Here is a 15,309-nt window from a genome sequence, read left to right as displayed (position 1 = left end):
TGCAAATGTATTTAATCTACACGTTTTTCATCCAGTAATTCTGTTATATTCCCTACTTTATATCCTTGTTCCTTCAATTTTGTAATCATTGTATCTAATGCTTCTGTTGTGGACGAAGTAGGATGCATTAATACGATAGCACCTGGATGTATTTTTCTCATTACTCTCTGCAATAGTACACCTGGCTCAGGTCGCTTCCAATCAATTGTATCAACAGTCCACATAATCGTTCCCATTTGAAAATCATCTGCAATTTTCACGACTTCATCCCGAAAACTTCCACTCGGCGGTGCAAACCATCTTACCTTTTGATTCGTAGCTGCTTCGATCATTCGATTTGTTTTTTGTAACTGATCTCTTATTTCATCAGACGATAACGTTTTCATATTAGGGTGTGTGTAAGAATGATTTCCAACTTCTTGATTTGCATCGACAATCATTTTTGCAAATCGTAAATTTTCTTTCACCCAACGTCCTTCTAAAAAGAAAGTCGCCTTCACATCATGCTTTTTCAATATTTCTAATATACGAGGCAAATATTCATTTCCCCATGCCACATTTATTGTTAACCCGACCATCTTTTTATCCGGATGACCTCTATAAATTGGTGCTGGTGATAAATCTTCTAAGTGGACACTCGGTGATACTTCCTTGAATTCAAGATGTTTTTGATCAAACTGCTTTAATTTCTTCATATTGTTATAGGATGCTTCCATATCAACTTGTCTTCCATTATATCCTGGTGTTGCTTTCCATATCTTATCAATCATCGCATTTTGCGGTGCAATCTCATATTGTTTTGCATGCTTTTGAATTTCTTCATATAAGTGATCCTGTGCAAAAACAGAATAAGAACCTGCACTGACATATAAAAAGAATATACATATGTATGCCAATATACGAGTTTTCATATAAACCCTCCCATTAACTATATAAAAAACCATTTTTCTTCTTATCTTTGTTAATTTGAGCGTTATAATGAAAACTATACCTATACTGACATAAAAATATATGCAAATCATATTTTTACATAACAAAAAAAGCCAGTTAAACTGGCTTTTGCTTATTGCTGCTCTTGTTTGTTTTCTTCTTTAGCAGCTTCTTTTTCTTGCTCTTCTTTTAGCAATACTTTTCTAGATAAATTCACGCGACCTTGCTTGTCAATCTCGATAACTTTAACTGTAATTACATCACCGATTTTCACAACGTCTTCTACTTTACCTACACGCTCAAGTGCAAGTTCAGAAATGTGAACTAATCCATCTTTACCGCTGAATAATTCAACGAAAGCACCGAATTTCTCAACACGTTTCACTTTTCCTTCGTAGATTTCACCTACTTGTACTTCGCGAACGATATCCTCGATAATTTTCTTAGCTTTATCGTTCATTTCTTGATTTATTGAAGAAATGAATACTGTACCATCTTGCTCGATGTCAATTTTAACGTCAGTTTCTTCAATAATTTTATTGATTTGTTTACCGCTTGGTCCGATAACGTCACGGATTTTATCCGGGTTAATTGTCATTGTAATAATCTTTGGAGCGTACGCTGATAATTCAGTGCGTGGCTCTGCAATTACAGATAACATATGATCTAGAATGTGCATACGACCAACTTTCGCTTGTTGTAATGCCTCTTCTAAAATTTCACGAGATAGACCATCGATTTTAATGTCCATTTGTAGTGCAGTTACACCGTGTGCTGTACCTGCTACTTTAAAGTCCATATCACCTAAATGATCTTCCATACCTTGAATATCAGTTAAAATTGTGTAATGCTCACCTGATTTAACTAGACCCATTGCAATACCTGCAACTGGAGCTTTAAGTGGAACACCAGCATCCATCATTGCTAAAGTACTACCACAAATACTCGCTTGTGAAGTAGAACCATTTGATTCTAATACTTCAGATACAAGACGTACTGTGTATGGGAAATCTTTTTCAGACGGAATTACAGGCTCAAGAGCACGTTCTCCTAGTGCACCGTGACCAATTTCACGACGACCTGGTCCACGCATTGGTCTTGTTTCACCAACACTAAATGATGGGAAATTGTAATGGTGCATAAAGCGTTTTGATTCTTCTACACCAAGGCCATCTAAAATTTGCACATCGCCTAATGCGCCTAATGTACAAATACTTAATGCTTGTGTTTGTCCACGTGTGAATAAACCAGAACCATGTGTACGAGATAAAATGCCAACCTCTGATGCTAATGGACGGATTTCGTCACCTTTACGGCCATCTGGGCGGATTTTCTCAACTGTAATAAGACGACGTACTTCTTCTTTTACAATTTTATATAAAATCTCATTTACTTGTCCTAATGTATCAGCATCAGCTTCTTGCGCTTCGTAATGCTCAATTACACGCTTTTTCACTTCGTTAATTGCATCTTCACGTGCATGTTTCTCATGTACTTGAATTGCAGAATGCATATCCTTCTCAGCCATTTCACGTACAGCTTGGTTAAGATCAGCGTCAACTTCATAAAGTTTCACTTCTGATTTCTCTTTACCTACAGCTTGTACAATCTCTTCTTGGAATGCAATTAGACGTTTAATTTCGTCATGACCAAACATAATTGCTTCTAACATTGTTTCCTCAGGCACTTGATCTGCTCCTGCTTCAACCATGTTAATTGCATCTTTCGTACCAGCTACAACAAGGTGAATATCACTTTGTTCTTGCTGTTCTACTGTTGGGTTGATAACGAATTCACCGTTAATACGACCAACTGTTGCACCCGCGATCGGACCTTCAAATGGAATGTCTGAAATCGATAACGCTAATGAAGAACCAAGCATAGCTGCCATTTCAGAAGAACAATCTTGATCAACACTCATTACGATGCTGACAACTTGTACTTCGTTACGGAATCCATCTGCGAAAAGTGGACGAATTGGACGGTCGATTAAACGACTTGCCAAAATTGCTTTTTCACTTGGACGACCTTCACGTTTAATGAAACCGCCAGGAATTTTTCCGACTGCATATAAACGCTCTTCATAGTTTACTGTAAGTGGGAAGAAATCTACATTTTTTGCTTCTTTTGATGCAGTTGCTGTAGATAGAACCGCTGTATCGCCATATCTTACTAATACTGCTCCGTTCGCTTGCTTTGCAAGCTGACCTGTTTCAACTGTTAGCTGGCGACCAGCTAAATCTATCGAGAAGACTTGCTTTTCTTGACTCATTTAAGTACCCCTCTCAATTTAAAGTATTCAATTCTTCTATGTAAATGGATAGTATATCACAATATTCTACCTCTAGTATTACCGAAAATGAAGTAAGCTATAAAGAGTAGAAGATATATTTTTACCTAACAAAAAAGCGGGAATATTCCCGCTTCTTTGACTATCGACGTAAGCCAAGCTTTGTGATTAATTCACGGTAACGTGTGATATCGCTATTACGAAGGTAAGTTAGTAAGTTACGACGTTTACCAACCATCTTTAATAGACCACGACGTGAATGATGATCTTTCTTGTGAGTACGTAAGTGCTCGTTTAGAGTGTTAATTTGCTCCGTTAGGACAGCAATTTGAACCTCTGGAGAACCAGTATCAGTCTCATGAGTTCTAAATTGTGCAATGATTTCATTTTTACGCTCTTGTGTTAAAGCCATCCTATTTCACCTCCTATTAATTAAACCCCCGATTACCTAGCAAGCGTCGGTGAGTCGCAATGCCAAGCAATGGTTGTCATAAAGTACATAACATAGAATACTACTTTTCATTTGAAAAAGCAAGTATATTATTTTCGTTCGCAAAATATTCTTGTGCTGTTTTCTTATCTTTTGCGATTTGTTCAACTAACTCATCGATGCCATTGAATTTCTTCTCTTCTCTTATACGCATATGCCACTCTACTGTAACATTTTGATCATATATGTCTTTGTTAAATTCAAATAAGTGCACTTCAATAGATAGTTGGCGCTCATCTTCTTTAAAGGTTGGTTTATATCCAATATTACATACACCATCGTACCATTCATCGTGAACTTTTAATCTCACTGCATAAACACCTACAGGTGGTAATAGATACTCATCACTTAAACCTACATTAGCTGTTGGGAAACCAATTTGACGTCCACGTTTATCACCGTGTACAACCGTTCCTCCTACTGTATATGCTCTACCTAAAATAGATGGAATTTGCTCCATTTCGCCATTTCGAATTAACTTTCGTAATGCCGTAGAACTTACTTTCTCTTCTTGAAATTCAACTTTTTCAATCACAGTCTGTGTAAACTCCCCTCTTGCATGAAATGGTAAAGTCTCCATCTTTCCTTTTCCTAAACGTCCATATGAATAATCAAACCCTGCTACTACATGCTTTACATTTAAACCAATAATATAATCATCTACAAATTGTTGTGGCAATAAGCCTGCAAATGATTCATCGAATTTAACAACATATAATATATCGATTCCTAAACTCTCGACTATTTTTTCTTTATCACACATTGGTGTAATATACTCCGCATGCGCTTCCTTTTTACCTAAAACAACAGATGGATGCGGATAAAATGTCATCACTGCACTTTTATATCCCTTTTCATCCGCTATTTGTTTCGCAGTTCGAATCACACATTGATGTCCTAAATGAATGCCATCAAAAAATCCTAATGCCATTACAGTAGGTGGTAATTCTAATTTATTTTGTTCATGTGGATGAGTTAAATGAATAAGTTTCACGCTTGAATTCACCTTTTTCTGTAATAATCCTTCCAATAATTCATTATAGCTTTAGTTCTTGATTATTCACAAGTACTTTCATCGGCTTTAGCATACCAGGGTGCTTTGGATGGTGCTCATAAATTGCAAGGCAACGATCGTTTTTATCAAACACTGTTATAAATGGCGCCGTTATTTGCAATTCATTTTTTAAGAACATACCATTCTTTATTTTTTCTGCTTGCTTTTCATCTACAACCATTTTTGGGAATTTACTTAATGCTTCATCAATTGAAATGAAGATAGACTCTACTGTTCCATTTTGCACGTTTTCCTCAATTTCTTCAAATGATATGCAATCCTCTAATAAAAATTCACCAGAAGCCGTTCTTACAAGGTGTGACATATGTGATGGAAAACCAAGTTTTTCACCAATCATTACCGCTAATGTTCTTACATATGTTCCTTTACTACACGTTACACGGAAACGGAATGAAATATTTTCTCCTTCAAACACTTCACGATCATCTAGTAATACAAATTCATGAATTGTAATTGTACGAACTGGACGTTCAACCTCTTGTCCTGCTCTTGCATATTCATATAATTTTTTTCCGTTAACTTTTACAGCCGAAAACATCGGAGGCATTTGCTCAATCGTACCTGTTAATGTGGCAAGAACCTCCTCCACTTCTTTACGAGTAATAACACGATCTACATGTTTCGTTTCCACAACTTCACCTGAAGCATCTTCAGTTGTTGTTGAAAACCCTAATGTTACTTCACCTTCATATGTTTTCGTTTCACTTGTTAAAAATTGTGCAATCTTCGTTGCTCGTCCAACACAAATAGGCAATACTCCTGTTACATCTGGATCTAATGTTCCTGTATGACCAATTCGTTTTTCACGCAATATCTTTCTTAATTTAAATACACAATCGTGTGATGTCATGCCTTTTGGCTTATGTAATAATACTACACCTTCCATATATGTTCACCTCATCGTAATTCTTTCATAATCATTACCTAAAACTTATTTTACATTGAAAAAATGGATAGACAAATGTCTATCCATTATTCTTCACGTTTACCTTCTTTATTAATTTCATGTAAAAGTGTATCAATTCGATGACCATATCCGATAGATTCATCAAATTCAAAGGAAATTTCAGGCGTTTTACGAAGACGAATACGTTGGCCAATTTCTGAACGAATGAAGCCTTTTGCCTTCGCTAAACCTTTTAGTGTACTTTCTTTCTGCTCTTCATCACCTAAAACAGAAATATACACTGTAGCAATTTGTAAATCTCCACTCACTTGTACATCTGTTACAGTAACAAATCCGACACGTGGATCTTTAATTTTACGACTGATGATGTCGCCTAATTCTTTTTTCATTTGCTCGCCTACACGGTTTGCACGTAATTTCATAACTCTTCACCTCATTCAATACCATTCCAATTGTGTTATCGTACGTTCAATTTCAGGAAATGAATCGATATATTCAAGTACACGATTCATTTCTTTTTCACAAATAACACGATTTGAGGATACGGAAACAATCGCAATTTCTGTACGTTGCCATACATCTTGATGCCCTACTTCTGAAACAGCTACGTTATAACGCTGTTTCACACGAGTTAACACCCGTTGCAAAATTGCTCGTTTCTCTTTTAAAGAATGCACATCGTAAATCATACACTCAAATGAGAGAGAAGCGATAATCATCGCTTCACTTCTTCCATAATGTACGCTTCAATGATGTCCCCTTCTTTAAGATCGTTGTATTTCTCAATTGTAATACCACACTCATAGTTTTGAGCAACTTCTTTTACGTCGTCTTTGAAACGTTTTAACGTATCAAGTTGACCTTCATAGATTACCACACCATCACGGATAATACGCACGCCGCTATCACGTGTAATTTTACCATCTGTTACGTAACAACCTGCGATTGTTCCAACTTTTGTTACTTTAAACGTTTGACGTACTTCTGCTTGACCGATTACTTTTTCTTCAAATTCTGGATCTAGCATACCTTGCATCGCTGCTTCGATCTCTTCGATTACTTTATAAATAATGCGGTGTAAACGAATATCAACGTTCTCTAATTCAGCTGTACGCTTCGCATTTACATCTGGGCGTACGTTAAATCCAATTACAATTGCATTAGATGCAGAAGCTAAAATGATATCAGATTCTGTAATCGCACCTACGCCTGTATGGATAATTTTAACTTTAACACCTTCAACATCAATTTTACGAAGTGATGCTGCCATTGCTTCTACAGAACCTTGTACGTCCGCTTTCACAATTAAGTTAATTTCTTTTACATCGCCCTCTTGGATTTGTTGGAATAAATCTTCAAGGCTTAATTTAGATTTCTCACCACGTTGAGCAAGTAACGCTTCTTGTGCACGTGATTCACCGATTTGACGAGCTTTCTTCTCATCAGCGAATGCCATGAAACGATCTCCTGCTTGTGGTACTTCGTTTAAACCTGTAATTTCAACAGGAGTTGATGGACCAGCAACTTTTACACGACGACCAATATCACTTACCATTGCACGAACACGACCGAATGTAGTTCCAACAACGATTGGATCTCCTACTCGAAGCGTACCGTTTTGAACAAGTAATGTCGCAATAGTTCCTTTACCTTTATCAAGCTGGGCTTCGATTACAGTACCAGTTGCATAGCGGTTTGGATTTGCTTTATACTCTTCTACTTCACTTACAAGAAGAATCATTTCTAGTAAGTTGTCAATTCCTTCGCCTTGAATCGCAGAAATTGGTACGAAAATTGTGTCTCCGCCCCATGCTTCTGGAACTAATTCATATTCTGTTAGTTCTTGCATTACGCGATCAGGGTTCGCAGCTGGTTTATCCATTTTATTCACAGCAACAATAATTGGTACTCCTGCTGCTTTCGCATGGTTAATTGCTTCAACTGTTTGTGGCATAACACCGTCATCAGCTGCAACAACAAGGATTGTAATATCCGTTACTTGTGCACCACGAGCACGCATCGTTGTAAACGCCGCGTGACCAGGTGTATCTAAGAATGTAATTTTCTTGTCATTTACTTCAACTTGGTATGCACCAATATGCTGAGTAATTCCACCCGCTTCACCAGCAGTTACTTTAGAGTTACGGATAGAGTCAAGCAATGTTGTTTTACCATGGTCAACGTGTCCCATGATTGTAACTACAGCTGGACGCTCTTTTAAGTTCTCTTCATCATCTTGCTCATCGATGAATGTTTCAAACTCAGTTTCGCTTACAATTACTTCTTCTTCTACTTCAATACCGTAGTCGTTAGCAATTAACTCAATTGTATCTTTATCTAAATCTTGGTTAATTGTTGCCATAATTCCAAGCATGAAGAGCTTTTTAATAATTTCAGATGGCTCTTTGCTTAATTTCTTAGCAAGATCACCTACTGTAAGACTTCCAGAGAAAGTAATTTTATCTGGTGTTTCTACAGTTTGTGTTTGTTGTCTTCCAGCAAAGTTCTCTTGACGCTTATCTTCATTTCCTTTGCCTTTTTTCTTTTTCTTATTGCTGTTCTTTTTACTACGAACAACTTTTTCTTCTACTTCAAACTCATCTGCAACAGAAAGTTTTTCAGCTTGATACTCATTATCTAATTTGTTTACTACTTCATCGTCTAACATTGTCATATGATTCGAAACCTCGATATTCATTTCTTTTAGTTTTGTCATAAGATCTTTACTTGAGATATTATGTTTTTTCGCATATTCATGCACTCGAATTTTACTCATACCTTCACCCCCGGTAATTTGTATCGAGCATGCTACGCAGCTTTTTCGCAAAGCCTTCATCTAACACAGCTACAACGACTCGCTCATCTCTCCCAATCGCATGCCCTAATTGTTGTCGATTTTCGACCTTTCTCATTGGTACGTTGTAGTACGTCGTTTTATCCGTGATACGCTTTGTAGTATTTACTGACGCATCCTCAGATAGCAACACAAGTTTTGCCTTGCCACTTCGTACTTCCTTTAAAACGAGTTCTTCACCCGAAATAATTTTTCGAGCCCGGTTTGCTAGTCCTAAAAACGATTTCCAATCGGACACTTATTTCGACTCCTTCTCAACAAGCTCAAGAAGTTCTTCATAAAGAGAACTGTCGATTTTCGCTTTTAGATGATGTTCCAAAACATTTTTCTTTTGAGCTTGAAGAATGCTTTCTTTATCTTTTGATAAATAAGCACCTCGTCCTGATTTCTTTCCAGTTAAATCAATAGACACTTCTCCCTCTTTGGAACGAACAATGCGAACGAGCTCTCGTTTTGATTTCATTTCTTGCGTTGCAACACATTTTCGTAACGGAACTTTTCGATTGCTCATACTCATCACCTCTATTCGATTTCGTCTTCAACAGAATCGAATCCGAATGCGACTACGCTATCTTCTTCTGTTACAATACCAAGTTGTTTCGCATCAGACTCACTCTTAATATCAATTTTCCAACCTGTTAATTTAGCTGCAAGACGTGCATTTTGTCCACGTTTACCGATAGCTAATGACAGTTGGTGGTCTGGAACAACAACTGTTGTTGCTTTTTCTTCTTCATCTACAAGTACTTTCACAACTTGTGATGGGCTTAAAGCATTGGCAACATATTCTACTGGATCATTTGACCAGCGAACGATGTCAATCTTTTCACCTTTTAGTTCGTCTACAATGCGTTGTACACGTTGTCCTTTCGGTCCTACACAAGAACCTACTGGATCTACATCAATGTTCTCTGCATGTACAGAGATTTTAGAACGATCTCCTGCCTCACGTGCTACAGAACGAATTTCAACCGTTCCATCATAGATTTCAGGAACTTCCATTTCGAATAAACGTTTTAAAAGACCAGGATGTGTACGTGATACGTAAATTTGTGGTCCTTTTGTTGTTTTTTCTACTTTCGTAATGAATACGCGAATACGATCATGTGGTTTGTATTGTTCGTTTGGCATTTGCTCACTTACAGGTAATAAAGCTTCTACTTTTCCTAAGCTTACATAGATGAAACGAGCATCTTGACGTTGTACGATACCAACCATGATATCTTCTTCACGGTCACTAAACTCAGAGTAAATAACACCACGCTCAGCTTCACGCACTCGTTGTGTTACAACTTGTTTTGCAGTTTGTGCTGCAATACGACCGAAATCTTTTGGTGTTACTTCAATTTCTAGTACGTCACCATCTTGATAGTTTGGATTAATTTGTCTTGCTTCTTCAACAGAAATTTCAAGACGTGGATCAAACACATTATCAACAACGTCTTTACGTGCTAAAACTTGGATTGTTCCCACTTGTGGGTTAAAGCTCACACGAACGTTTTGTGCTTGGTTAAAATTGCGTTTATAAGCAGAGATTAACGCTGCTTCAATCGCATCAATAATAATATCTTTGCTAATTCCTTTTTCTGACTCTAATACGAGCAAGGCATCTAACAACTCAGTGCTCATGAAGATCCCCCTTCTAACTAAAACGTAACAGCAAGTCGCGCATTTGCAACTTTGTCCATTGGAATTTGGATTTCTTTTTTACGTGTTTTAATTGTTAATAATAGTGTAATTGTAGTACCATCGTAGGAAAGCATTTTTCCTTCAAACATCTTTTCACCATCAATCGGCTCATATGTTTTAATTGCCACTTGTTTTCCTACCGCTTGCTGGAAGTCTTTCTCTTTCTTTAATGGACGTTCTGCTCCAGGAGATGACACATCCAAAAAGTAAAGATGAGGAATTGGATCCTCTTTATCTAAAGCTTCGCTTAAACGTTCACTCACCGCACCGCATTCTTCAATGTCGACTCCCTTTTCAGAATCGATGAATACGCGTAAGAACCAGTCTTGTCCTTCTTTCACATACTCTACATCTACAAGTTCAAGATTTAACTCTTCAACAATTGGCTGCGCAAATGCTTCTACAACTTCTGTGACTTTCTTATCCATAAACAGCCTCCTTCCTGCCGCCATGTACCATTCACAAGAAAAGACCCCGTCCATAGAACGGTCTATCTTATTCTTTCTCGTTAGCTAACAAAAGCCCCTGCCGTTAAGCAGGGAATATCTGTCTTAGTATTACCAAATTTAAGAAGTAAAACTTGTAACAAAATATGTATATACGACAGAAATTTCTTACCTCTCCACATCAATAAAATGTAGATAGTAACACGAAAGAGTGGGTTTCCCCACTCTTCTTTTCACACAATATACATGACATGGTTATCTCGGTTAATAGTATACCATACCAAATGTTGATTTGCAAAGACTTTTCCTACCTATCAGAACAGCGATAACTGGTTTTGATCCGGCAAATCACCTAAACAACCTTGACTATCTAAATACTCAATAATTGTTTTCGAAACCTTACTACGCTGCTGCAAGTCTTCTTTTGATAAGAATTCTCCATTTTTGCGTGCTTCCACAATACTTAAAGCTGCGTTTGTACCAAGACCAGGCACCGCATTAAATGGAGGGATTAATGAGTCTCCATCAATAATAAAGTCTGTTGCATGTGAGCGATATAAATCCACCTTTTGGAATGAGTATCCACGCTCACACATTTCAAGTGTCATTTCTAGTACAGTCAATAAACTCTTCTCTTTCGGTGCTGCATCTAAACCTTTTTGCGCAATTTCATCAATTCTTGCACGTATAGATGCTGAACCTTTTGCCATCGCTTCTACGTCAAAGTCATCTGCACGAACCGTAAAGTATGCCGCATAGAATAAAAGCGCGAAATGTACTTTAAAGTATGCGATACGCACAGCCATAAGTACGTAAGCAGCCGCATGGGCTTTCGGGAACATGTACTTAATCTTCTTACATGAATCAATATACCAACCTGGTACATTATTACTTTTCATGTCCTCTTCCCATTCTTCTGGTACACCTTTACCTTTACGTACTGACTCCATGATTTTGAAGGCTAATGATGGGTCTAAACCTTGATAGATTAAATATACCATGATGTCATCACGACAACCGATAACTTCACTCAGCGTACATGTACCGTTATAAATTAACTCGTTTGCATTACCAAGCCATACGTCCGTACCATGTGATAACCCAGAAATTTGGACTAACTCTGAGAACGTCGTCGGTTTCGTCTCTTCTAACATCTGTCTTACGAATTTCGTACCAAACTCTGGTATACCAAGTGTACCTGTTTTACAGTTAATTTGTTCCTCCGTTACGCCTAACGATTCTGGCCCTGAGAAAATTTTCATTACTTCTGGATCGTCCGTTGGGATTGTTTTTGGATCAATACCACTTAAATCTTGTAACATACGAATAACTGTCGGATCATCGTGTCCTAGTATATCAAGCTTCAGTAAATTATCATGAATAGAGTGGAAGTCAAAGTGTGTTGTTCTCCACTCAGCACCTATTGAATCTGCTGGATACTGTATTGGTGAGAAATCAAAAATGTCCATATAATCTGGCACAACGATAATACCACCTGGATGCTGCCCTGTTGTACGTTTTACACCGGTACATCCTGCTACTAAGCGGTCAATTTCTGCATTTCGAATTGTTAAGTTATGATCATTTGCATAACCTTTTACATATCCATAAGCAGTTTTTTCCGCAACTGTACCAATCGTTCCTGCACGATATACATAATCTTCACCGAATAGTACTTTCGTATAGTTATGGGCACGTGGTTGGTATTCCCCGGAGAAATTCAAATCGATATCGGGTACCTTATCTCCTTTAAATCCAAGGAACGTTTCGAACGGAATGTCATGTCCATCTTTTACATATGGAATATTACAAGTTGGACATTCTTTATCCGGTAAGTCAAAACCAGAACCTACAGAACCATCATTAAAGAATTCTGATTGCTTACATTTCGGACATACATAGTGTGGTGGTAATGGATTTACTTCTGTAATTTCCATCATCGTTGCAACGAATGATGAACCTACCGATCCACGCGAACCTACTAGATATCCGTCTACTAACGATTTTTTCACAAGCTTATGTGAAATTAAATAAATTACGGCGAATCCATGCCCGATGATACTTTTTAATTCTTTTTCTAAACGAGCTTCTACAATTTCAGGTAACTCTTCACCATAAATGCTACGCGCCATTTTATAACTCATATCACGCGTTTCATCATCTGCACCTTCAATTTTCGGTGTATATAGATCATCTTTTACTGGATGAACATCACCAATTAATGATGCAATCTTTTGTGTATTCGTTACGACAATTTCTTTCGCTACATCTTCACCTAAAAATGAGAAACACTCTAACATTTCATCCGTTGTACGGAAATGTACAGGTGGTAATGAATGTCGGTTTAACGGATTCGCTCCACCCTGTGAACTTACTAAAATTTTACGATACATTGCATCTTCTGGATTTAAGTAATGCACGTTTCCTGTAGCCACAACTGGTTTATCTAACGTCTCACCTAGTTTTACTAAGTTAGAAATAATTGTTTTTAATTGTCCCTCATCTCGAACGAGTTCACGCTCTACTAAATGACGTAACACTTCTGGTGGCATTACTTCAATGTAATCGTAGAACTGCGCAATTTCTTCTACCTCTTCAGGAGCTTTTTGCATCATCGCCTCAAACACTTCACCTTTATCACAAGCCGTTCCTACTAAAATACCTTCACGATACTTTTTTAATAGTGATCTTGGTACTCGTGGTACACGGTAAAAGTAATTTAAATGAGAATATGAAACAAGTTTATATAAATTTTTCAATCCAACATCCGATGTAGCAAGTAATGTCATATGACTTGGACGCCCGCGCTTATATGCATCCCCTTGTCCCATACTATCGTTTAATTGATCGTGATATTCAAAACCTTTTTCAATTACATCTTTTAACATTTTCACTAGTAAGTATCCCGTTGCTTCTGTATCATAAATTGCACGGTGATGCTGAGTTAATTCAATGTCCATCTTTTTACACAACGTATTTAAACGGTGATTTTTCATTTCTGGGAATAAGAATCGTGCAAGCTCTAACGTATCTATTACTGGATTTTTTGTTTTTTCTAAACCAGCTTTTTTAAATCCTACGTTAATAAAGCCCATATCGAAGCTTGCGTTATGAGCAACAAGTGTATGGTCGCCCATCCATTCTTCAAACTTTTTAAACACTTCGTCCACTTCTGGTGCGTCGGTTAACATATCATCTGTAATACCTGTTAATTCAATGATCGTTGCCGATAATGGTTGATGCGGATTTGCAAAAGATTCAAAGCGGTCAATAATTTCGCCGCCTTTTACTTTTACAGCAGCTAACTCAATAACTGTATCATATACAGCTGATAAACCTGTCGTCTCAACGTCGAAAACAACATACGTTTCCTCTGCAAGTAAACGATGCGCTTCGTTATACGCTATTGGTACACCGTCATTCACTAAGTTTGCTTCCACACCATATATAACTTTAATTCCAGCTTTTTTCCCAGCTGAATATGCTTCTGGGAATGACTGTGCAACAGCATGGTCTGTAATGGCAATAGCCTCATGCCCCCATTTACCAGCTTGAGCAACAAGCTTAGAAACTGGAGTAACAGCATCCATTTGACTCATTGGCGTGTGAAGATGGAGCTCTACTCGTTTTTCACCTTCTGGTGCTTTATCTTTACGAGACGGTCCTGTTATTTCATTAATATCATTTGCAATCATTACTAAATCTCGAACAAATGTATCATTTTGAACAGAACCACGAGCCTTCACCCACATTCCTTTTTTCAAGGATTGTAGCATTGGAATATCTTCTTTATCACGTGAGAACATTTTGATCATAATCGAATCTGTATAATCCGTTATTTTTAAAGTTAATAACGTACGTCCACTACGAAGCTCTTTCGTTTCCACATGGAAGACATATCCTTGAACTGTTTTTCTTCTTTCTTCATCTTGAATTTCTCGCATTGGTGTAATCTCTTCATCTGGCTTAATAAGATACCCGAGTGTGATCGGCCCTTCATGCACAACGCTGCTTTCTTCAGCTTGCTTCTTCGCCATTTCTTCCATAGCTTGTATAACACGCTCGCGGTCTTCTTGCTGCGTTTGCTCACGAAACTTTTGCATTTCTTCTGTATTTTGCTGTATATGTGTGTCTAACTGGAAACGCGGGAATCCAAAAGCCTCGTATTGATCCCCTACTGGTTTCGCAACGTTTTTCTTTAAAGCAGTAGATTCCAGCTCATTATTCACATTTATAAGTAACTTCACTCCATTGACCTGCGGAAGCTGCTTCTTTAAATAAGCAAACATAGGTGAAAATGTAATTCGTTCCGTACAAAGTGGCCAATATGCCCTCACTTCTTCTTCAGTAAATTGTTTGTTCTCTGTTTCTAATGCAAATGTTGTTCTTGCAATATGAGAAAATGATTGCTTAAGCTTTGTCTCTAGCAATTCATATAATTCTGTAGGCAAAATACGTGGCACTTGTAAATTAAAATGCCAACTTTTATTCGCTTTATCGATAACGAGCCTTTCAATACCACCGCCTTGTAAATATTGATTTATAAGGTCGTCTGGTATTTGCAACTGCTGGAGCAAAATTTGAAATCGCTCTTTTTGTTCATTTGTTAAAGACATAAGCACTCTCCT

The 15,309-nt window shown here is 37.5% G+C and carries 13 protein-coding genes; all 13 read right to left on the bottom strand.

Translation table 11 applies throughout. The features are described 5' to 3' along the window. Window positions 1–11 precede the first annotated feature (11 nt). The 13 genes from QCI47_RS08885 to QCI47_RS08825 all read right to left on the bottom strand — a co-directional run bounded on the left by QCI47_RS08885 (window position 12) and on the right by QCI47_RS08825 (window position 15,297). On the bottom strand, window positions 12–911 hold the full coding sequence (locus QCI47_RS08885) for a polysaccharide deacetylase family protein (RefSeq protein WP_000857421.1): 900 nt from the start codon (window positions 909–911) through the stop codon (window positions 12–14). Window positions 912–1,063: 152 nt separating this feature from the next. Beyond that, window positions 1,064–3,202: a polyribonucleotide nucleotidyltransferase gene (gene pnp, locus QCI47_RS08880; protein ID WP_353811751.1), complete on the bottom strand. Its 2,139-nt coding sequence runs from the start codon at window positions 3,200–3,202 to the stop codon at window positions 1,064–1,066. Window positions 3,203–3,362: 160 nt separating this feature from the next. Further along, window positions 3,363–3,632, bottom strand: coding sequence for a 30S ribosomal protein S15 (rpsO, locus tag QCI47_RS08875; RefSeq protein WP_001229392.1), 270 nt, complete (start codon window positions 3,630–3,632; stop codon window positions 3,363–3,365). Window positions 3,633–3,732: 100 nt separating this feature from the next. Then, on the bottom strand, window positions 3,733–4,704 hold the full coding sequence (gene ribF / locus QCI47_RS08870) for a bifunctional riboflavin kinase/FAD synthetase (RefSeq protein WP_000766710.1): 972 nt from the start codon (window positions 4,702–4,704) through the stop codon (window positions 3,733–3,735). A gap of 43 nt (window positions 4,705–4,747) precedes the next feature. Next, the gene (truB, locus tag QCI47_RS08865; protein WP_086707489.1) at window positions 4,748–5,671 is read right to left on the bottom strand and encodes a tRNA pseudouridine(55) synthase TruB; all 924 of its coding nucleotides are present in this window, start codon (window positions 5,669–5,671) and stop codon (window positions 4,748–4,750) included. Window positions 5,672–5,757: 86 nt separating this feature from the next. Then, window positions 5,758–6,114 carry a 30S ribosome-binding factor RbfA gene (gene rbfA, locus QCI47_RS08860; protein WP_000776443.1) on the bottom strand — a complete coding sequence of 119 codons (357 nt, stop codon included), beginning with the start codon at window positions 6,112–6,114 and terminating at the stop codon, window positions 5,758–5,760. A 15-nt stretch (window positions 6,115–6,129) separates the two neighbouring features. Beyond that, window positions 6,130–6,411, bottom strand: coding sequence for a DUF503 domain-containing protein (locus tag QCI47_RS08855; protein WP_000582364.1), 282 nt, complete (start codon window positions 6,409–6,411; stop codon window positions 6,130–6,132). After that, on the bottom strand, window positions 6,408–8,468 hold the full coding sequence (gene infB / locus QCI47_RS08850; RefSeq protein ID WP_353811750.1) for a translation initiation factor IF-2: 2,061 nt from the start codon (window positions 8,466–8,468) through the stop codon (window positions 6,408–6,410). Before infB ends, QCI47_RS08855 begins: the two co-directional genes overlap by 4 nt. Before the next feature lie 4 nt (window positions 8,469–8,472). Then, window positions 8,473–8,784: a YlxQ family RNA-binding protein gene (locus QCI47_RS08845; RefSeq protein WP_001286523.1), complete on the bottom strand. Its 312-nt coding sequence runs from the start codon at window positions 8,782–8,784 to the stop codon at window positions 8,473–8,475. After that, a complete protein-coding gene (gene rnpM, locus QCI47_RS08840) occupies window positions 8,785–9,057 on the bottom strand; it encodes an RNase P modulator RnpM (RefSeq protein ID WP_000071128.1) in 273 nt (90 codons plus the stop codon). An 11-nt stretch (window positions 9,058–9,068) separates the two neighbouring features. After that, the gene (gene nusA, locus QCI47_RS08835; protein WP_000102609.1) at window positions 9,069–10,175 is read right to left on the bottom strand and encodes a transcription termination factor NusA; all 1,107 of its coding nucleotides are present in this window, start codon (window positions 10,173–10,175) and stop codon (window positions 9,069–9,071) included. Window positions 10,176–10,192: 17 nt separating this feature from the next. After that, window positions 10,193–10,663 (bottom strand): ribosome maturation factor RimP, encoded by a 471-nt coding sequence (gene rimP / locus QCI47_RS08830; RefSeq protein WP_000359097.1) that lies wholly within the window; start codon window positions 10,661–10,663, stop codon window positions 10,193–10,195. Window positions 10,664–10,995: 332 nt separating this feature from the next. After that, a complete protein-coding gene (locus QCI47_RS08825) occupies window positions 10,996–15,297 on the bottom strand; it encodes a PolC-type DNA polymerase III (RefSeq protein ID WP_000059980.1) in 4,302 nt (1,433 codons plus the stop codon). Window positions 15,298–15,309 lie beyond the last annotated feature (12 nt).

Source organism: Bacillus cereus group sp. RP29, assembly GCF_040459765.1.
GTDB classification, from domain to species: domain Bacteria; phylum Bacillota; class Bacilli; order Bacillales; family Bacillaceae_G; genus Bacillus_A; species Bacillus_A paranthracis.
The sequence above is the reverse complement of the archived record's forward strand: the minus strand, read 5'-3'. Positions and strand labels throughout refer to the sequence as shown.